Genomic DNA, 19,614 nt, shown 5'->3' on the forward strand with positions numbered 1-19,614 from the left:
GCAACGCCGCACGCCGCTCCAAGGTCCCATCTGCGGGGGAAGCCGGTTTTCTGCCCCACCCCGGACTGGATGCCGTCACCGGCGAGGCGGCTCGTGGACGCTCTGCGCAATGGATGCGCCAGTGCACCGGGGTTTCCCCAACGATGAGGCGCTGGCCTTTCACACGGCCGGAAGAATCGGAGCCTCGCCAAAAACCGCATGCCAGAGCGCCAGCACCGCGCTCTGTTCAGCCTGCAGCGCCGGGGGTGTGACCTCCGTGGGCACCTCGTCCAGCCGCGCGCGGTGCTGGACACGCCGCAGTTCGCGGTAAGCGTCGGCGGCGGCGTGCCCCACCCCGGCGGGCAGCAGCCCCACCTGCTCGGCGCGCTGCAGCAACGCGATGTTGCCCACGTTGCCCACCAGTTCAGGGTGCCTGGCGGAATGTGCCAGCACCAGGTACTGCACCGCAAACTCGGCGTCCACCATGCCGCCCGGGCTGTGCTTCACATCGAACTGCCCGTCGCGCGTGCGATGGGCCGAACGCACACGCTCGCGCATGGTCACGATCTCTGCCTTCAACGCAACCGGGTCACGCGGGGAGGTGACCACGGCTTCGCGCACGGCATCAAACCGGGCCTGCAAGGCCGCACTGCCCAGCACAAAGCGCGCCCGCGTCATCGCCTGGTGTTCCCAGGTCCACGCCGTGTTGCTGCCGCGTTGCTGCTGGTAGGCCGCGTAGGCATTGAAACTGGTGACCAGCAGGCCCGAGTTGCCATTGGGGCGCAGGGCCGTGTCGATTTCGTACAGATCGCCCTCGCCGGTCTTCACGGTGAGCCAGTTGATGAGCTTGCGCACAAAGGCCGCATAGATCTCGGGGGCACGTTCGTCGTCGTCATCGAATACGAAAACGATGTCGAGATCGCTCCCGTAGCCCAGCTCCTTGCCCCCGAGCTTGCCGTAGCCAATGATCGCGAATTGCGGGGTTTCGCGGTGCCGGTTCTTGAGGCGGCTCCAGCACCACTGCGCGGAAATGCGCAGCACGCTGTCGGCCAGGGCGCTGAGGTCATCGGCCACCTGCTCGACCGTGATCCGGTGCTCCACATCGCGGGCCAGCGTCCGGAAGGTTTCCGCGTGCTGCGCGCGGCGCAGCAGATTCAGCAGGGTTTCGTCGTCGTCCTCACCGGTGGACTGCAGCGATGCCAGCCGCAGGGCGAGCTCGCGCTCAAAATCGGCCACGACAAAACGTTCGGCCAGCAGCGTGTCGCCCACCAGCTCATCGATGACGCCGGGGTGCTGCACCAGGTAGCGTGCGGGCCATCGGGCAGCGCCCAGCAGGTGCAGCAACTGCTCATGCACCGAGGGGCGCTCCAGCAGCAGGGCCAGATAGCTTTCGCGGCGCAGCAGGGGCTCCAGCCAGTTGACGAGCCGCACGGCGGCTTCCCCGGTGACGCGCCCTTCGCCCAGCCACTGGGCCGTGCGCTGGACCAGCCGGAACAGCCGGGCGCGCGCTTCGTCGCGCAGCGCAGTCACGCGGGGATGGGTGCGCCATTCGGCCACGCGTTCCCGAAAACCGGCGGGCAGCTGCTCAAGCAGCCCTTCCAGTTCAGGCGGTGGGGCGGCAACCGCACGCGGCCCGCCACATCCGCCGCCATTGCACTCCTTCTTGCCATTGCCGCCCAGCAGGGTGTCGAACTCCTGTGCCACCAGTTCACGGTGGGCGTCGAGTTCATGCAGAAAGCCGCAGCAATCGCCGTGGCCCATGGTGCGGGCAATCCAGGCCAGGTCGTCGTCGCGCGTGGGCAGGACATGGGTCTGCTGGTCATCCAGGTACTGGATGCGGTGCTCCACGCGGCGCAGGAACACATAGGCCCGCGCCAGCGCATCGGCCGTTCCCTGGGGCATGAGCCCCGCCTGGGCGAGGCGTTGCAGCGCATCCAGCGTGGGCCGGCGGCGCAATTCGGGAAACTGCCCGCCACGCACCACCTGCAGCAGCTGCACGGTGAATTCGATTTCGCGGATGCCACCGCGGGACAGTTTCACATCGTTGGCGCGCTCGGGATGTCCGGCGCTGCGTCGGGAGGCATGTTCGCGGATCTGCCGGTGCAAGGTGCGCAGCGCGTCAAACACGCTGTAGTCCAGGTAACGGCGGAATACGAACGGCAGCACCACGCTGCGCAGCGCCAGCACTTCGGCACTGCCGATGCAGCCGTATGGCGCCACCACCCGGCTCTTGAGCCAGGCAAAACGCTCCCACTCGCGTCCCTGCACCTGCAGGTAGTCCTCCAGTGCCGCCAGCGACACGGCGGCGGGGCCGGAGTTGCCATGGGGACGCAGGGCAAGGTCCACCCGGAAGACGAAACCGTGCTCGGTGGTATCGCCCACCAGGCTGTAGATGATCTTCACCGCATGGGCGAAATATTCATGGTTGGAGATGCGGCCGCGCCCCTCCGGGTTGCCGGCCGTTTCGCCGTCCTGCGCGTACACATAGATCAGGTCGATGTCGCTGGATACATTGAGCTCCCGCGCGCCGAGCTTGCCCATGCCGATCACCCACAGGGGCACGGGCTGGCCGTCGGGCCCCAGCGGGGCACCATGGCGGTTGTCGAGTTCGCGGCGGGCCTGGAGGCACGACTGATCCAGCGCGAATTCGGCCAGCTCGGTGACGGCGCGGGTGATGTCTGCGAGCGGCGCCTGGGCGTCGCAGTCGAGCCGGATCAGCCGCTCCATGACCAGTTGGCGCAGCACACGCAGGGCGGTGGCGGTGTCGCACCCCCTGGCCTGCAGTGCTGCAAAGGCCTGCGCCATGCTGCCTTTGTGCGGTGCTCCTGCCGGCAGCAAGGCCAGGTCTTGTGCATAGCGGCGGTGCAGGCGCTGGAAGAAGCGGGAGTATTCGGCCAGGCCGGCAGGGGCAGCCGTGCTGCCGTCAGAAAACTCAGAGGAAGAAGTTGCCATGGTGGATCACGCGGGGGGCCGCTGCATACATAAGAACCTGTTCAAGGGACACCGGTTTTCACTGAACCCACCCTGCGGTCGCGGGTCATAATTCCTGCCACATTCCACCCCACCAATGATCGACACATCCAATCGCCCCACACGCCTGCTGCGATTCGTCGCCGGGTTCGCGCGATGGTCGCTGGGCTGCCTGCTGGCCTTGTGGCTGCTGCTGGCCGTGGCGTGGGGCGCACTGCATGGCTGGATTGTGCCGCGTATTGGTGAGTTTCGCCCGCAACTGGAGGCGCAGGCCGCGCGGGCGCTAGGGGTACCGGTGCGCATCGGGTCGATCGCGGCGCGCTCGGAAGGTTGGATCCCCTCGATAGAGCTGCTGGATGTGGCGCTGCTGGATGCCCAGGGGCGGGCCGCGCTGCAACTGCCGCGCATAGTGGTGGCCCTGTCTCCGCGCTCGCTGCTGAACCGGGGTTTCGAGCAGCTCTACATTGAGCAGCCCGACCTCGACATCCGCAGGCAGCCGGACGGCCGCATTGTGGTGGCGGGCCTGCGCTTCTCCGAGACCCCGGGCGAGAGCAGCGAGGCGGCAGACTGGCTGTTTTCCCAGGGGGAAGTCATCATCCGGGGTGGCACCCTGCGCTGGACCGATGAGCAGCGCGGCGCGCCCGCGCTGGCGCTGGAAAATGTCGATGTGCTGCTGCGCAACAGCAACTGGCAACACCACATGCGCATTGCCGCCACGCCGCCGGCCGCCTGGGGCGACCGGTTCACGCTGACCGGGCGGTTTCGCGCGCCGCTGCTGCGCGTACGCGACGGCAACTGGCAGCACTGGAGCGGCCAGCTCTTTGCCGATTTTTCGCGCGTGGATGTGTCCCGCCTGCGCCACCATGCGGACCTGGGCGTCGAGGTGGCACAAGGCCGGGGCGCCGTGCGCGCATGGGCCGACGTACAGCGCGGCCAGATCGTGGGTGGCACGGCCGATCTGGCGCTGACCGACGTCCATGCCACGCTGGGGCCGCAGCTCAAGGCGCTGGCGCTGCCATCCATCGCAGGCCGGCTGGGAGCCCGACGGCTGGAAGGGGGTTTGGAGCTCCATACGCAGGGGTTGCAGTTCGAGACCGATGATGGCCTGGTGTGGCCCGGAGGAAACCTGCACCTGCAATACACGGAGGCCGCGGGCAAGGCGCCCGCCCAGGGCGAGCTGCGTGCAGACCGCCTGGACCTTGCCGCCCTGGCCCAGATTGGCAGCCGGCTGCCCATCGGGGCCACCGCCCACACTGCGCTGCAAACCTACGCCCCCCAGGGACTGGTCGACGAAGTGCAAGCCACCTGGCGCGGTCCGCTGGAGGCCTTGCAGCAATACCAGGTGCGCGGCAAGGTCACGGGACTGGCCCTGGCTGCGGGCGACCGCGAGGCGGGCAACACCATTCCCGGCCTGCGCGGCGCCAGCATGGACATCGACATGACCCACACGGGCGGCAAGGCCAGCCTGGCCATCGCGTCGGGCGCTCTGGTACTGCCCGGGGCGTTTGAAGAACCGGTCCTGCCGCTGGACCAGTTGAGCGCAGAGCTGCGCTGGCAGGTGGAGGGGCAACGCCTGGCGGTGCAGGCGAGCAATGTACGGTTTGCCAACGCGGACGCGCAGGGTGAGTTGCGCGCCAGCTGGCACACCAGCGATGCCAGCCAGGGTCCCCACTTTTCGCGTTTTCCCGGCGTGATGGACCTCACGGGAACGCTGGTGCGCGCCGACGGCACCCGCGTGCACCGCTATCTGCCCCTGTCCATCCCGGCCGAATCGCGCCACTATGTGCGCGATGCCATCCAGACCGGCAGTGCCAGCAACGTGCAGTTCCGCATCAAGGGCGACCTGGAGCATCTCCCCTTCAATGATCCCCGCCAGGGAGATTTCCGGATTGCAGCCCGCGTCAAGGATGTGACCTATGCCTATGTTCCACCCCGGCTGCAACCCCGCGACGCACTGCCCTGGCCCGCACTGACGCAACTGTCGGGCGAACTGGTTTTCGAGCGTTCGTCCATGCAGGTGCGTGGCGCCACCGGTGGTTTTGCCGGCACACCGGGCGTGCGGCTGGCCAAGGTGGAAGCGCAGATTCCCGATCTGTCCCACACCGTGGTCGCCGTCAACGCCGATGCCCGCGGGCCGTTGGCCGAACTGCTGACCATCCTGCGCACCTCTCCGCTGGCGCGCATGACGGGCCACGCCCTCGACCAGGCCAGCGGCACGGGCCAGGCCGGTTTGCAGCTGCGGCTGAGCCTGCCGATCTCCGACATCGACCAATCGAAGGTGCAAGGCAGCGTGGTGCTCGCGGGCAATGACGTGCACATCACCCCGGAAACGCCGCCGTTGTCGCGCGCACGCGGCACCGTGCAATTTACCGACACCGGCTTTTCCGTGAACGGGGTGCAGGCGCACGCACTGGGCGGCGACCTGCGCCTGGAAGGCGGCATGCGTGCGCTGCCTGCCAGTGCCGCCGCGACGGAGTCCGCCATACAGCTGCGGGCGCAAGGCACCGCCACCGCCGAGGGGCTGCAGCAGGCACGGCAGCTGGGCATGCTTGCGCAACTGGCCCGCAGCGCCACCGGCAGCACGCCCTACACGCTGGCGCTGGCATTTCGCAGGGGCCTCCCCGAGATTCTGGTCACTACCAGCTTGCAGGGACTGGGGCTGGCGCTGCCCGCGCCGCTGGCCAAGACCGCCGATGCCACGCTGCCGGTGCGCTTTGAGACCCAGGTCACCCGGGAATCCCTGGGCGCGGTCCCCACCGGCACGGCCGCGCCGCCAGTGCGTGACCAGCTCACCCTGGACCTCGGCCCGCTGGGATCGGCCAGCTACCTGCGCGAGCACCAGGGTGACCAGACGCGCGTGGTGCGCGGCGCCATCGGCATCGGTCTGACGGCGGGCGAAACCGCGCCCATGCCGGCGGACGGTGTGGCGGCCAACATCCATTCAGCGCTATTGGATGTGGACGCCTGGGAAAAAGTGCTGACCCAGGCGACCACCGCCGACGCCGCCACCCCGGCAACCACCACCGCCGGCAGCGCGGCACCGGACTATCTGCCCACCACCTTCGCGGTGCGTGCGCAGACGCTCACCGTGCAAGGGCGCACGCTGCACAACCTGGTGGTGGGCGGCTCGCGGGATGGCTCTACCTGGCGTGCCAACCTTGACGCCGACGAGCTCAATGGCTATGTTGAATACCGGCCTGCGGGGGCCCGGGACAACCCGGCGGGCCGCATCTTTGCCCGCCTGGCGCGCATGAAGCTGCCGCAGAGCGCCGCCACGCAGTTCGAGGCGCTGCTGGACGAGCAACCCGGCACGATACCCGCGCTGGATATCGTGGTGGACGATTTTGATCTGCGGGGCCGCAAACTCGGCCGCGTGGAGATCGAAGCGCAAAACCGGGGGGAAGGGGCCCAGCGCGAGTGGCGGCTGAACAAGTTCAACATCACGACGACCGAAGCCAGCTTCACCGGCAGCGGCAACTGGGCGGTGCAGGCCGGTGGCGAGCGTGCGCTGCGCCGCCGCACAGTGATGGATTTCCAGCTCGACATCCGCGACTCCGGCGATCTGCTCGCCCGTTTCGGCATGGAAAACGTGGTGCGCCACGGCAAGGGCCGCATGCAGGGGCAGGTGGCCTGGATCGGTGCACCCATGAGCCCGGACTACCGCTCCATGACCGGTCAGATCAACCTGAACGTGGAGTCTGGCCAGTTTCTCAAGGCAGATCCGGGGCTGGCCAAGCTGCTCGGTGTGCTGAGCCTGCAGGCCCTGCCGCGCCGCCTGACGCTGGATTTTCGCGACGTGTTCAGCGAGGGTTTCGCGTTCGATTTCGTGCGGGGCGACGTACGCATCGAGCAAGGCGTCGCCATCACCAACAACCTGCAGATGAAGGGCGTCAACGCGGCGGTACTCATGGAGGGCAAAGCCGACATCGGCCACGAAACGCAGGACCTGCATGTGGTGGTGGTGCCTGAAATCAATGCCATGACCGCCTCGCTGGTCGCCACGGCCATCAACCCGGTCATTGGACTGGGCAGTTTTCTCGCCCAGGTGTTTCTGCGCGGCCCCCTGATCGAGGCGGCCACCCAGGAATTCCGGATCGATGGCACCTGGACCGACCCGAACATCGTGCGCATTGCCCGGCGTGGCCGGGAGTCTGGCAGCGCTGCCGTGCCCCCGGGTGCGGCACAAGGACCCAAGGTGCCTGCCGCGCCTGCAGGAGAGCCCTCATGAAAGTCGCAGCACTGCAGATGGTCTCCGGCACGCAGCGCAGCGACAACCTGGCCATGGCCCGCCGCCTGCTGGAGCAGGCCGCAGCCGCAGGGGCCGAACTGGCCGTGCTGCCCGAGTATTTTTGTGCCATGGGGCTGCGCGACATCGACAAGCTGGCGTTGCGCGAAACCCCGGGCGAAGGGGTGGTGCAGGCGTTTCTTGCCCGCGCTGCACAGGAGTTGCAGATGTGGGTGGTGGGCGGCACCCTGCCCATGCAGACCGGTGATCCGGCGCGCGTGCGCAACACCACGCTGGCGTATGCCCCGTCGGGCCAATGCGCTGCGCGCTACGACAAGATCCACCTTTTTCGGTTTGACAACGGACGCGAGCATTTTGACGAGAGCCGGGTGATCGAGGCGGGGGCTGCACCGGTGCACTTTGACCTGACAGCGCGCACGGGCCACACCTGGCGCGTTGGCCTGAGCGTTTGCTACGACCTGCGCTTTCCCGAGCTGTACCGCCGGTACGCCCATGCCGGGGCCGACCTGCTGCTGGTACCCAGCGCCTTCACCCACACCACGGGACAGGCCCACTGGGAACTGCTGCTGCGGGCGCGGGCGGTGGAAAACCTGGCCTACGTGCTGGCCCCCGCGCAGGGCGGAGTGCACGAAAACGGCCGCCAGACCTGGGGGCACAGCATGCTGGTGGACCCCTGGGGCCAGATCGTCAACACACTGGCGCAAGGCCCGGGCGTGGTGCTGGGCGACCTGGATGCCGGGCGCGTGCGCCAGGTGCGCACGCAGTTGCCCGCGCTGGAGCACCGCGCCCTGTGACGCTGCCGCCACGCACCCGCACACCCTGGCAGCGCTGGCGCAGCGCCTGGCGCCGGTGGTCGCTCTGGACCCTGCTGGGGGTCCTGGTGGCGTCCATGCTGGTCACGCTGGTGTGGCTGGCCGGGCGTTACGAGGCCAGCCAGGTGCAGTCCCGGCTGGAGCGGGATGCCGCCGACGCGGGTTCCGACATCCGCACGGCGCTTTCCCGCAACGTGCAGAGCCTGCAGGCGCTCCAGGCGGGCGACCCGGGCCTGCTGGCCTGGGAGGTCAATGCGACCGAACTGCTGCGCCTGCGCCGCGAACTGGTGCGCATCGAGTGGCGAGACAACAACCTGCGCCTGCGCGCGCATGCCCAGACCCCCTACCGCCCCTTGTCGTGGGACGCCGCGAGCCGTGAGGACGCGCATACCGATGCGGCGCTGGCCTGCACCAATGCCCACCGGTTGGGTTCGCCGGCGTATTCGGGCAGCTATTTCCAGCCCCATGGCGATGGCATGGGGTCGGAAATGATGGAGCTGTGCCTGCCACTCAACAGCGCCGGGCGTCCGTCCGGCTTCCTGGTGGCCACCTATTCACTGCAAGAAATGCTGGTGGACCTGGTGGGACACAACCTGACCCGCAGCCAGGAGGCATCGTTCACCGAGGCCGATGGCACCCGGCTGGCCATACTGGGCGCGGCCAGACGCGGCACGCGCATGTTCACGGCCCAGCAGCTGCTCGATCTGCCGGGGACCACGCTGGTGCTGCGCATGGACCGCTGGCACGGTGCACCCAATCTCTTTCCCAACGTGCTGACCGCGCTGGTCACCGCCATGTCGATTGCGCTGGTGACCGTGATGGTGGTGCTGGTGCGGGACAACCGGCGCAGGCTGCGTGCAGAGCGGGACCTGGCGGATGCGCTCGCCTTTCGCAAGGCCATGGAAGACTCCCTGGTGACGGGCCTGCGCGCGCGTGACCTGCAGGGGCACATCACGTACGTCAACCCCGCGTTCTGCGCCATGGTGGGGTTCAGCCCGCAGGAGCTGCTCGGGCAAAGCACGTCCGCCCCTTACTGGCCGCCCGAATTTGCCGAGGAGTACCGGCAGCGCCAGGCCACCCGGTTTGCCGGTGGCATGCCGCCGCGCGAGGGCTTCGAATCGGTCTTCATGCGCAAGGATGGCACGCGTTTTCCGGTGCTCATCATCGAGGCCCCGCTGATCAATGCCCAAGGGCTGCACACGGGCTGGATGAGCGCGTTTCTGGACATCAGCGAACAGCGTCGCATCGAAGAACTCTCCCGCGCCTCGCAGGAACGCCTGCAGGCCACGGCGCGACTGGCCACCGTGGGCGAGATGGCGTCGCTGCTCAGCCACGAACTCAACCAGCCCCTGGCGGCCATTTCCAGCTATGCCACCGGGTCGCTCAACCTGCTCGATTCCAGCGCCCCCGGCAACCTGGAGGATGTGCGCATGGCGATGCAGCACATTGCCCGCCAGGCCGAGCGTGCCGGACGCGTGATCAAGAGCGTGCACGATTTCGTCCGCCGCCGCGACCAGGCCCGCGAGGCGGTTGCGCCCCAGGAGCTGCTCGATGCCATCCTGCCCCTCATCAGCCTGCAGGCCCGCAAGCTGGGCGTGCGCGTGCACACCGCGGTGGAACCCCATCTGCCACGCACGCTGTGCGACCGCACCATGGTCGAGCAGGTGTTGCTGAACCTGGCGCGCAATGCCATGCAGGCCATGGACGACCCGGCCATCCACCCGCGCATTCTGGACATCCGGGTGCGGCGGGGGGCGTCCAATGCCTACAGCGGTTGGCTGGAGATCTCGGTCACCGACGGCGGCGTCGGCATCGCGCCCGAGGTGGCACAGCAGCTGTTCACGCCGTTCTTTACCACGCGTGCCGAAGGCATGGGCCTGGGCCTGAGCCTGTGCCGCACGGTGGTCGAGCAGCACGGCGGCTTCCTCTCGTACGAGTCCCATGCGCCGCGTGGTACGGTATTCACCTTCACCCTGCCCGTCTGCCAACCAACCCCGACCTGATGGAACCTGTATCCGACGCTATTGTGTACATCGTGGACGACGATGCGGGCGTGCGCGAAGCGCTGGCCTGGCTGCTGCGCTCCCGCCGCCTGCTCAGCGAATCGTTCGACAGCGCAGAGGCTTTTGATGCGATGCGGCTGGCCCACCCCGCGCTGCGCCAGCCCTGCTGCCTGCTGCTGGATGTGCGCATGCCGGGCATGAGCGGCCTGGCCCTGTTCGATGTGCTGCTGGCGCGGGGCGAGCTGCCCGCCATGCCGGTCATCTTCCTGACCGGCCATGCCGACGTTCCCACGGCGGTTGATGCCGTCAAGCGCGGCGCCTTCGATTTCTATGAAAAGCCTTTTTCCGACAACGCCCTGGTGGATCGCATCGAGCAGGCGCTGGCGCAGTCGGCAGCCCAGCTGGAACAGGTGCGCCAGCGCAGCAGCCTGCAGGCCCGCCTGCACGACCTGACCGAGCGCGAGCGCGATGTGATGGACCTCGTGGTCGCCGGCCTGCCCAACAAGCTGATCGCCGACCAGCTGGAGATCAGCGTGCGCACGGTCGAGGTGCACCGTGCGCGGGTGTTCGACAAGATGCAGGTGAAGTCCGCGGTGGAGCTGGCCAACCTGCTGCGCACCGGGCCCTGACGGACCACCGGTGCGCCGCCGCGTACCGCTTTAGCCGCGGGGACGCTCACCCACGTAAATTTCAACCCGGCGGTTGCGGCTGCGGCCCTGTGCCGTGTCGTTGGTGGCAATGGGCTGGCGCGCGCCCATGCCTTCGATGGAGATGCGGCGCCCATCAACGCCCCGGCCCGTGAGGTAGTTGCGCGTGCTGGCCGCACGGTCCAGCGACAGCGGGTTGTTCACGGCGTCGCTGCCGGTACTGTCGGTGTGGCCGATGATGCGCACGTCCGTATTGGGGTTGTTGCGCAAGCCATCAGCGAAGCGGTCGAGCACCGGGGCAAAGTTGGACTGGATGTCCGAGCGGCCCACGGCAAAGGAGATATCGCTCGGGATATCCAGCTTGAGCTGGTTGTCCTGCGTCTGGGTCACGGCGATGCCCGTGCCCTGGGTGGCCTGCTCCATCTCGCGCTTTTGGCGCTCCATGTTCTGCGACCAGATGTAGGTGCCCAGGGCTCCCACGCCGGCACCCACCACGGCACCCGTGCCCGCGCGACCGCCCGTGGCCGAACTGAGCACGGCGCCCGCCAGCGCGCCCACGCCCGCGCCCGTGGCGGTGCGGCGCTGGGTATCACTCATCTCGGCGCAACCGGTGGCCAGGATGACAACGGCGGCGACGCCGGAAAGAAGGTATTTGCGCATGGCTAGGCTCCTTGTGAATGATGGGACGGCATACAAATCCGATATTGACTCGGAATTGTGACTCTACGCCTTCGAAAGCATATCGGCCAGCCTGCGCGCCTTGTGTAGGACGAAAGCTTGCGAATACCAGCCCTGCATTCATTGCGCGGGCGGGTCGGTGCCATCGTCCGGCGGCGCTTTCAGTTCGCCCCGCTGGCGACCGGAAAACATCGTCCACCAGACAATCAGCACCAGCACCACCAACGCCAGCAACGCTTCAAGCAAAATCAGCCCCATGAAATTGACACTCCTGCGCCTTGTGATGACGGCGCTGATTGTAGGAACGCTGGCGGCCTGCTCCACCGCGCCCACGCCAAGCCCCGCGCGGCCCGGGGCCATCCCCGCGCCGCCGCCCACCGCAGGCCTGGCCCTGCCGGGCGACACCGCGCCGCTGCCGCCGGCCATCGCGCAGCCCAGGAGCCGCTGGGTGCCCGTGCGCTGGGCCGAGCTGCCCGGCTTTGCCGACGACACCCTGCACGAAGCCTGGAACGCCTGGATCAAGGGCTGCGAGCGCCCGGCGCCCGCCTTCGCCCCCCTGTGCGGCGAAGTGCGCCAGCTCAGCATTGCCAGCGCCGAAGAGCAACGCGCCTGGATGGTGCAGCGCCTGCAGCCCTACCGCGTCGAGGCCGCCGATGGCAATGCCGAAGGCCTGCTCACCAGCTACTACGAGCCCATGATCGACGCCGCACGGCAGCCCGGCAACGGCTACACCGTGCCGGTGTACGGCCTGCCCGCCGGCCACGGCACCCGCAAGCCCTGGTACACGCGCCAGCAGATCGACACGCTGCCCGAGGCCCAGGCCGCGTTGCAGGGCCGGGCGATTGCCTGGCTGCGCGACCCGGTCGAATCCATGGTGCTGCACATCCAGGGCTCGGGCCGGCTGCAGATCACCGAGGCCGACGGCCGCATCACCACCGCGCGCGTGGCCTACGCCGGCACCAACGACCAGCCCTACCAGAGCGTGGGCCGCTGGCTGCTGGACCAGGGCGCGACGCGCGATGCCACCTGGCCGGGCATCCGCGCCTGGCTGGCGCAGAACCCGCAGCGCACCAACGAGCTGCTGTGGAGCAACCCGCGCTATGTGTTCTTTCGCGAAGAGCCCTTGAGCCCGCTGGACGCCCGGTTCGGCCCGCGCGGCGCGCAGGGCGTGCCCCTCACGCCCGGCCGCTCGATCGCCGTGGACCGCCAGAGCATTCCCTATGGCACGCCGGTATGGCTGGCCTCCCGGGGGCCGCAGGTCTCGATGCAGCGCCTGGTGATGGCGCAGGACACCGGCAGCGCCATCGTGGGCGCGGTGCGGGCCGACTATTTCGCCGGCTGGGGCGCCGAGGCGGGCGAGCTGGCGGGGCGGCTCAAACAGGGCCTGCGCCTGTGGGCGCTGTGGCCGCGTTGACGCATCGCAGCGAACCCCCTTGCCGCATCAGCGCTCCATGAGGTAGCGCACTACCTCCGGGGGCGATTCGCCCCGATGGAACGCCAGCTTGCGCTCGCGCAGCGCCACATCCGACGCGGTCACCCGGTCAAAGCGGCGCAGGTGCTCGGTCCAGGACTCGTCCACGATCTGCTCCACATAGCGCGCCGGATCGGCCAGGTCGTGCAGCAAATCGCACGACAGCGCCCCCTGGCGCAGGCGGCTGCGGCGGCTTTCCTGCATGAGGGCGCGAAATTCCGTGGCGCGCGCCGGGTCGATGGTGTACGCGATGGTGACCACCACGCGCCCGGCCTCGGGCGGTGTCGCCGCCACGGGGGCCTTGAAGGCCTGGGAAGGACTCAGGTCCTCTTCCATGTGGCGGTCGGTCACCAGGCGCTGCACCAGGGCCATGGCGACCACGCCCGTCAGCGCGGCCAGCGCCAGGCTCAGGTGCACCGACGCCACCGTGGCCACCTGCCCCCACAAGGCGGCGCCCAGCGCGGTGGCGCCCATGATGGCCATCTGGAAGATCGACATGCCGCGCGCGCGCACCCAGTTGGGCAGGGCCAGCTGGGCCGACACGCTGAGCGAGTTGGCCGTGGTGATCCACGCCATGCCCGCCAGCACCATGGCGGGCACGGCCACATAGACATTGGATGCCATGGCCATCACCGCCATGGCGGCTGCCTGGAGCAGCGTGCCCCGGCGCACCAGCACATCGCGCGCCATGGCCTGGCGCAGGCGCGGCAAAAACATGGCCGCCACGATGGCGCCCGCCCCCATGGAGGCCAGCAGCAGCGTGAACGTGCCCGCGCCACCGCCATTCAGCCCCTTGGCCACCAGCGGCAGCAGGGCCATCAGCGCCGTGGCGTTCAGGAAAAACACGGCGATGCGCCACAGCACGGCCCGCATGCGCGGCGACTGGTGCACGAACTGCAGGCCCACGCGCATGGCGCTGGGCAGCTTTTCGCGGCCCAGCGGGCTGGGCACATGGGCGCGCTTCCAGCGCATGATCATCAGGCCCGACACCACCGACAGCACGGCGTTGAGCACAAACACCCAGGCGCTGCCGGCGCTGGCGATGATGGCGCCGGCCAACAGCGGGCCGATGATGCGCGAGGCGTTCATGGCCACGCCGTTGAGTGCCAGCGCCGCGGGCAGCTGCGGGCGGCTGACCAGCTCGGGCACGATGGCCGAGAACACCGGCCAGCGCATGGCCAGGCCGATGCCGTTGGCAAAAGTCAGCGCCAGCAGCAGCGGCGCCGTCATGCCACCGGCCAGCACGGCCACGCACAGCACCAGCGCCACGGCCGCCACCCAGAACTGCGTGGCGATGAAATAACGCCGCCGGTCAAGGATGTCGGCCAGCGCCCCGCTGGGCAGGCCCAGCAGAAAGACCGGCAGCGTGGACGCCGACTGCACCAGCGCCACCAGGATGGGCGACGAGGTGAGCGTAGTCATGAGCCAGGCGGCCGCCACATCGTTCATCCACATGCAGGTGTTGGCCGCCACCCAGGTGAGCCAGAGCATGCGAAACACCGGCACCGACAGCGGCGCCAGCGGCGAAAGAGAGGCCCGCTGGGCTGCGCTTTCGTCCAGCCTGGCGGTGGTGGCCTCTTCGGCGCCCAGGGCGGCCGCCGCCACATCGGCCGACGACGGGGCGGAATCAGGGGATGGGGCGGGAAAAACGCCGTGGGCGCTGTCGTGGGGCGGCTGTGGAGGCATGGCCCGCCATTGTGCTGCGTAAGGGCGTGGAGCGCAGCGCCCGCCTGCGCGACCCGGCGTGGACCAGGGTCTGGTTTTCGTGGCAATTGAAGCAAAAACAACCTACAGCGCTTTACCAGAAAGCACCACAAGCTATTGAATAAATAGCATTCAGGGGCGCCCGCGCGCCAGGTGCGTAAGCGGCAAGGCGCTGCTATCTTTCACCTCACCCAGCGAAAAGCTGGTGTGCATGTCTTTCACATTGGGCAGGTTGAGCAGCACATCGCGGGCAAACAGCGAGAAGCTGTCCAGGTCGCGTGCCACCACCTGCAGCTCGAACGTGCCGGTGCCGCTGATGTAGTGGCAGGACACCACTTCGGGGATCTGCCGGATGGCCTCTTCCATCGCGCGGGTCAGGTTGCCCGTGCTGCGGTCGGCATCCAGCCGCACGAAGGCCAGCACCCCCAGGCCGATCTTGTGCCGGTCGATCTCGGCGTGGTAGCCCTTGATGAAGCCTTCTTCCTCCAGCGCCCGCACACGCCGCCAGCAGGGCGCGGCCGACAGGCCCACGCGCTGGGCCAGCTCGGCGTTCGTTAAGCGGGCGTCAGCCTGCAGCTCGTTGAGGATGGCGAGATCGAATTTGTCGAGAGTGTTCACAAAATGGCGACAGAAAGAAAGATCCTTTCTCAGAATAGCCTAAACACGGCACACAACGCAAAGACATATCTGCCACGCAGACATACACTCACCTTCACACTGGAGCCGCTGCCCTAAACGGGCGGATGGTCCCTGCCCCACCGGCCCACAAGGCCCGGCCCTACAAAGAAGCCATTGGAGACATAGCCATGAATGCCCCCCTGCCCGAATCCATCCGCAAGGCACTGGAAACCGTCACGCTCGACGACAAATACTCCCTGGACCACGGCCGGGCCTTCATGAGCGGCGTGCAGGCCCTGGTGCGCCTGCCCATGCTGCAGCGCCAGCGCGACGCCGCAGCGGGCCTGAACACCGCCGGCTTCATCAGCGGCTATCGGGGCTCGCCGCTGGGCACGTATGACCAGTCGCTGTGGGCCGCCAAGAAGCACCTGGCCGCCAACAACATCGTCTTTCAGCCCGGCGTGAACGAGGAACTGGCTGCCACGGCGGTGTGGGGCACGCAGCAGCTTGACCTGTACCCGCAAAGCAAGAAGTTCGACGGCGTCTTCGGCATCTGGTACGGCAAGGGACCGGGCGTGGACCGCTGCTCGGACGTGTTCAAGCACGCCAACATGGCCGGCACGGCCCAGCATGGCGGCGTGATCGCGATCGCGGGCGACGACCACATCAGCAAGAGCAGCACGGCTGCGCACCAGAGCGACCACATCTTCAAGGCCTGCGGCACGCCGGTGTTCTTCCCCAGCAGCGTGCAGGAAATCCTGGACATGGGCCTGCACGCCTTTGCCATGAGCCGCTTTTCGGGCGTGTGGTCGGGCATGAAGACCATCCAGGAGGTGGTGGAGTCGTCCAGCAGCATCAGCGTGGACCCGGACCGCGTGCAGATCATCCTGCCCGAAGACTTTGCCATGCCACCGGGCGGCCTGCACATCCGCTGGCCCGATGCGCCGCTGGAGCAGGAGGCGCGCCTGATGGACTACAAGTGGTATGCGGCCCTGGCCTATGTGCGCGCCAACAAGCTCAACTACAACGTGATCCAGGGCCCCAACGACCGCTTCGGCATCATCGCCAGCGGCAAGGCCTACAACGACACGCGCCAGGCGCTGGTGGACCTGGGCCTGGATGACGACACCTGCCGCCAGCTCGGCATCCGCGTGCACAAGGTCAACGTGGTGTGGCCGCTCGAAGCCACCATCACGCGCGACTTCGCGCAGGGCCTGCAGGAGATTCTGGTGGTGGAGGAAAAGCGCCAGGTCATCGAGTACCAGCTCAAGGAAGAGCTCTACAACTGGCGCGCCGATGTGCGCCCCAACGTGCTGGGCAAATTCGACGAACCCGAGGGCGATGCCACGGGCGGCGAATGGAGCATGCCCAACCCCAGCCAGAACTGGCTGCTGCGCGCCAAGGCCGACCTCACGCCCGCCATCATCGCCAAGGCGATTGCCAAGCGCCTGAAGAAGCTGGGCGTGCCCGGCGACACCATCGCCCGCATGGATGCGCGCCTGGCCGTCATCGAGGCCAGCGAACGCGCCATGACGGAGCTGAAGATGGACACCGGCGAGCGTGCGCCTTGGTTCTGCAGCGGCTGCCCGCACAACACCAGCACCCGCGTGCCCGAGGGTTCGCGTGCCGTGGCCGGCATTGGCTGCCACTACATGACGGTGTGGATGGACCGCAGCACCAGTACTTTCACGCAGATGGGCGGCGAGGGTGTGAGCTGGGTCGGCCAGGCGCCATTCACTAAGGACGCGCATGTGTTTGCCAACCTGGGCGACGGCACCTACTTTCACAGCGGCCTGCTGGCGATTCGCCAGAGCATCGCGGCGGGCGTGAACGTCACCTACAAGATCTTGTACAACGATGCCGTGGCCATGACCGGCGGCCAGCAGGTGGGCGAGCGGCCCGAGGGGCATTCGGTGGCGCAGATTGCGCACAGCCTGCGCGCCGAGGGAGTGGTCCAACTGGTCGTGGTCACTGACGAGCCCGGGAAATACCACGGCCGCACGCACCGGCTGGACAGCAGCGCCGTGCGCGCCGGCCACCCCGAACTGATCAACGACCTGCCGCCCGGCGTCGAGGTGTTTCACCGCGACGAGCTCGACCGTATCCAGCGCGAATTCCGGGAAATCAAAGGCTGCACGGCGATCATCTACGACCAGACCTGCGCCACCGAAAAGCGCCGCCGCCGCAAACGCGGCTCCCTGGTCGACCCTGCCAAACGCGTGGTGATCAACGAACTGGTCTGCGAGGGCTGCGGCGACTGCTCGGTGCAGTCCAACTGCCTGTCGGTCGAGCCCGTGGAAACCGAGTTCGGCCGCAAACGGCGCATCAACCAGAGCACCTGCAACAAGGATTATTCCTGCCTCAAGGGTTTTTGCCCGAGCTTTGTGACCGTGGAAGGCGGCCAGCTCAAGAAGCCCAGGAAGGAGAAGAAAGGCGACCTCTCGGCGCTGCCCGCCGTACCCGAGCCCGTGCTGCCGGTGGCCGAAAGCGCCTGGGGCATCGTGGTGGGCGGCGTGGGCGGCACGGGGGTGATCACTATCGGATCTCTCCTGGGCATGGCGGCACACCTCGAAGGCAAGGGCGTGGTCACGCAGGACGCCGGTGGCCTGGCGCAAAAGGGCGGTGCCACCTGGAGCCACATCCAGATCGCCAACCGGCCCGACGCCATCTACACCACCAAGGTCGATACCGCCAAGGCCGACCTGGTGATCGGCTGTGATTCCATCGTGGCCGCCCACAAGTACACGCTGGCCGTGATGCAGCCGGGCCGCACCTTCGTGGCGCTCAATACGCATGGCACGCCCACGGCGGCGTTCGTGACCAACCCCAACTGGCAGTTTCCGGGCGCCAACTGCGACAGCGCCATTGCGGCGGCCGTGGGCGCAGGCGGCGTGGGCAGCTTCGACGCGGAACAGGTGGCCACGCAGCTGCTGGGTGACAGCATCTACACCAACCCGTTGATGCTGGGCTACGCCTGGCAAAAGGGCCGCGTGCCCCTGACCCTGGCCTCGCTGATGCGCGCCATGGAACTCAATGGCGTGCAGGTGGCAAACAACCAGGCCGCGTTTGAATGGGGCCGCCGCTGCGCCCATGACCTGGCCTCGGTGCAGGCGCTGTTTGCCGCGGCGCAGGTGATCCAGTTCGTCAAGAAGCCGTCGCTGGCCGAAATGGTGGGCAAGCGTGTGGAGTTCCTCACCGGCTACCAGAACGCCGCCTACGCCGCCGACTACCAGGCCTTTGTCGAAAAGGTGAAGGCGGCCGAAGCGAAGCTGGGCACCACCACCCGCCTGTCCGAGACCGTGGCCCGCTATCTTTTCAAGCTCATGGCCTACAAGGATGAATACGAAGTGGCGCGCCTGCACACCGACAAGGCCTTCACGGACAAGCTCGCCGCCATGTTCGAGGGCGACTACAAGCTGGTGCACCATCTCGCGCCGCCCCTCGCAGCGAAGAAAAATGACAAGGGCGAGCTGGTCAAGCAGCCCTATGGCCCCTGGATGCGCAGTGCCTTTGGCCTGCTGGCCAAGCTGAAAGGCTTGCGCGGCACCGCGCTGGACATCTTCGGCAAGACCGGCGAGCGCCGCATGGAGCGCGCCCTGATCGGGGAATACCGCGCCTGCATCGACGAGCTGCTGGCCGGCCTCACCCCCGAGAAGCTGCCACTGGCCGTGGAGATTGCCAGCATTCCCGAAGGCATCCGCGGCTATGGCCATGTGAAGGAGCGCCACCTGAAGACGGCGCGCCCGAAATGGGACGGCCTGATGGCGCAATGGCGCAGCGGCCAGACGACCGCGCCCCGGCGCCAGGCGGCCTGAACCCGTGCCATGGCCCGCGGCGCCCGGGTGCGTCGCGGGTTGCAACTATCAAAAAAGAGAGCCTTTGGCGCTTGCCCATTCAGCGCCAAAGGCTCTTTTCCTCACCCATTGCTGCGCTCCCTCGGCCGATCCACCGTGAACGGCTAACACCCGGCACCGGCTTGGGTCTTAGCCCTTGGGTGCCGGGCGGGGGCCCGCATACAATGGTCTGTTTCGCCCCGGCAGGTGCGTGTCAAGCGTGTCTGCGGCGGGTTCTGTGTGTTTCGACCATCCATTGTGGAGTCCTGTCCGTGTTTATTTCTTCTGCTTTCGCCCAGACCGCTCCTGCTGCCGCCACGGGTGGCGGTGACATCATGTCCTCGCTCACGGGCATGCTGCCCCTGGTGCTGATGTTCGTGGTGCTGTATTTCGTCATGATCCGCCCCCAGATGAAGCGCCAGAAGGAGCACCGCGCCATGATCGACGCCATTGCCAAGGGCGACGAAGTGGCCACGGCCGGCGGCATCATCGGCAAGGTCACGCGCCTGTCCGAAGGTTTCCTGCACATCGAGATCGCCAGCGGCGTGGAAGTGCAGATCCAGCGCAGCGCCGTGGCGCAGGTGCTGCCCAAGGGCACGGTCAAGTAAAGATGCACATTCCCCTGAGCGGCTGCGCCGCTTCCCCCTTCTCTC

At 67.8% G+C, this 19,614-nt stretch carries 12 protein-coding genes; 7 read left to right on the plus strand and 5 right to left on the minus strand.

Going from position 1 to position 19,614, the window contains the following annotated elements; translation table 11 throughout:
• Positions 1 to 159: 159 nt before the first annotated feature.
• Positions 160 to 2,931: a bifunctional [glutamate--ammonia ligase]-adenylyl-L-tyrosine phosphorylase/[glutamate--ammonia-ligase] adenylyltransferase gene (glnE, locus tag K225_RS0105815; RefSeq protein ID WP_026435540.1), complete on the minus strand. Its 2,772-nt coding sequence runs from the start codon at positions 2,929 to 2,931 to the stop codon at positions 160 to 162.
• 115 nt (positions 2,932 to 3,046) lie between these two features.
• Between glnE and K225_RS0105820 the strand changes: the two genes are divergently transcribed.
• The 4 genes from K225_RS0105820 to K225_RS0105835 are packed head-to-tail and all read left to right on the plus strand — an operon-like array spanning position 3,047 to position 10,639.
• The gene (locus K225_RS0105820; RefSeq protein ID WP_026435541.1) at positions 3,047 to 7,177 is read left to right on the plus strand and encodes a YhdP family protein; all 4,131 of its coding nucleotides are present in this window, start codon (positions 3,047 to 3,049) and stop codon (positions 7,175 to 7,177) included.
• Positions 7,174 to 7,989 (plus strand): carbon-nitrogen hydrolase family protein, encoded by an 816-nt coding sequence (locus K225_RS0105825; RefSeq protein ID WP_026435542.1) that lies wholly within the window; start codon positions 7,174 to 7,176, stop codon positions 7,987 to 7,989. Before K225_RS0105820 ends, K225_RS0105825 begins: the two co-directional genes overlap by 4 nt.
• A complete protein-coding gene (locus K225_RS20415) occupies positions 7,986 to 10,010 on the plus strand; it encodes a nitrogen regulation protein NR(II) (RefSeq protein ID WP_051248729.1) in 2,025 nt (674 codons plus the stop codon). The genes K225_RS0105825 and K225_RS20415 overlap by 4 nt, the downstream gene beginning before the upstream one ends.
• Positions 10,010 to 10,639 carry a response regulator transcription factor gene (locus K225_RS0105835; protein ID WP_026435543.1) on the plus strand — a complete coding sequence of 210 codons (630 nt, stop codon included), beginning with the start codon at positions 10,010 to 10,012 and terminating at the stop codon, positions 10,637 to 10,639. Before K225_RS20415 ends, K225_RS0105835 begins: the two co-directional genes overlap by 1 nt.
• A gap of 30 nt (positions 10,640 to 10,669) precedes the next feature.
• On the opposite strand, the gene K225_RS0105840 is transcribed toward K225_RS0105835, so the two are convergent.
• Together K225_RS0105840 and K225_RS22360 are read right to left on the minus strand one after the other, a co-directional pair.
• The gene (locus K225_RS0105840; RefSeq protein ID WP_026435544.1) at positions 10,670 to 11,317 is read right to left on the minus strand and encodes an OmpA family protein; all 648 of its coding nucleotides are present in this window, start codon (positions 11,315 to 11,317) and stop codon (positions 10,670 to 10,672) included.
• A gap of 138 nt (positions 11,318 to 11,455) precedes the next feature.
• On the minus strand, positions 11,456 to 11,593 hold the full coding sequence (locus K225_RS22360; protein ID WP_162143879.1) for a hypothetical protein: 138 nt from the start codon (positions 11,591 to 11,593) through the stop codon (positions 11,456 to 11,458).
• Between K225_RS22360 and K225_RS0105850 the strand changes: the two genes are divergently transcribed.
• A complete protein-coding gene (locus tag K225_RS0105850; RefSeq protein WP_026435545.1) occupies positions 11,592 to 12,749 on the plus strand; it encodes a murein transglycosylase A in 1,158 nt (385 codons plus the stop codon). The two genes, K225_RS22360 and K225_RS0105850, sit on opposite strands and share 2 nt — an antisense overlap.
• A 27-nt stretch (positions 12,750 to 12,776) precedes the next feature.
• Here the strand turns inward: K225_RS0105850 and K225_RS0105855 are convergent, their stop codons facing one another.
• Both K225_RS0105855 and K225_RS0105860 read right to left on the minus strand, forming a co-directional pair.
• Positions 12,777 to 14,492 (minus strand): MFS transporter, encoded by a 1,716-nt coding sequence (locus K225_RS0105855; protein ID WP_026435546.1) that lies wholly within the window; start codon positions 14,490 to 14,492, stop codon positions 12,777 to 12,779.
• A gap of 150 nt (positions 14,493 to 14,642) precedes the next feature.
• A complete protein-coding gene (locus K225_RS0105860) occupies positions 14,643 to 15,128 on the minus strand; it encodes an Lrp/AsnC family transcriptional regulator (RefSeq protein WP_026435547.1) in 486 nt (161 codons plus the stop codon).
• 188 nt (positions 15,129 to 15,316) lie between these two features.
• Between K225_RS0105860 and K225_RS0105865 the strand changes: the two genes are divergently transcribed.
• Both K225_RS0105865 and yajC read left to right on the plus strand, forming a co-directional pair.
• Positions 15,317 to 18,943, plus strand: coding sequence for an indolepyruvate ferredoxin oxidoreductase family protein (locus K225_RS0105865; protein ID WP_026435548.1), 3,627 nt, complete (start codon positions 15,317 to 15,319; stop codon positions 18,941 to 18,943).
• Between the two features lie 290 nt (positions 18,944 to 19,233).
• Positions 19,234 to 19,569 (plus strand): preprotein translocase subunit YajC, encoded by a 336-nt coding sequence (yajC, locus tag K225_RS0105870; RefSeq protein ID WP_026435549.1) that lies wholly within the window; start codon positions 19,234 to 19,236, stop codon positions 19,567 to 19,569.
• Positions 19,570 to 19,614: the final 45 nt, after the last annotated feature.

The sequence above is a fragment of the Acidovorax sp. JHL-9 genome, from assembly GCF_000426205.1.
GTDB lineage: Bacteria > Pseudomonadota > Gammaproteobacteria > Burkholderiales > Burkholderiaceae_C > Acidovorax > Acidovorax soli.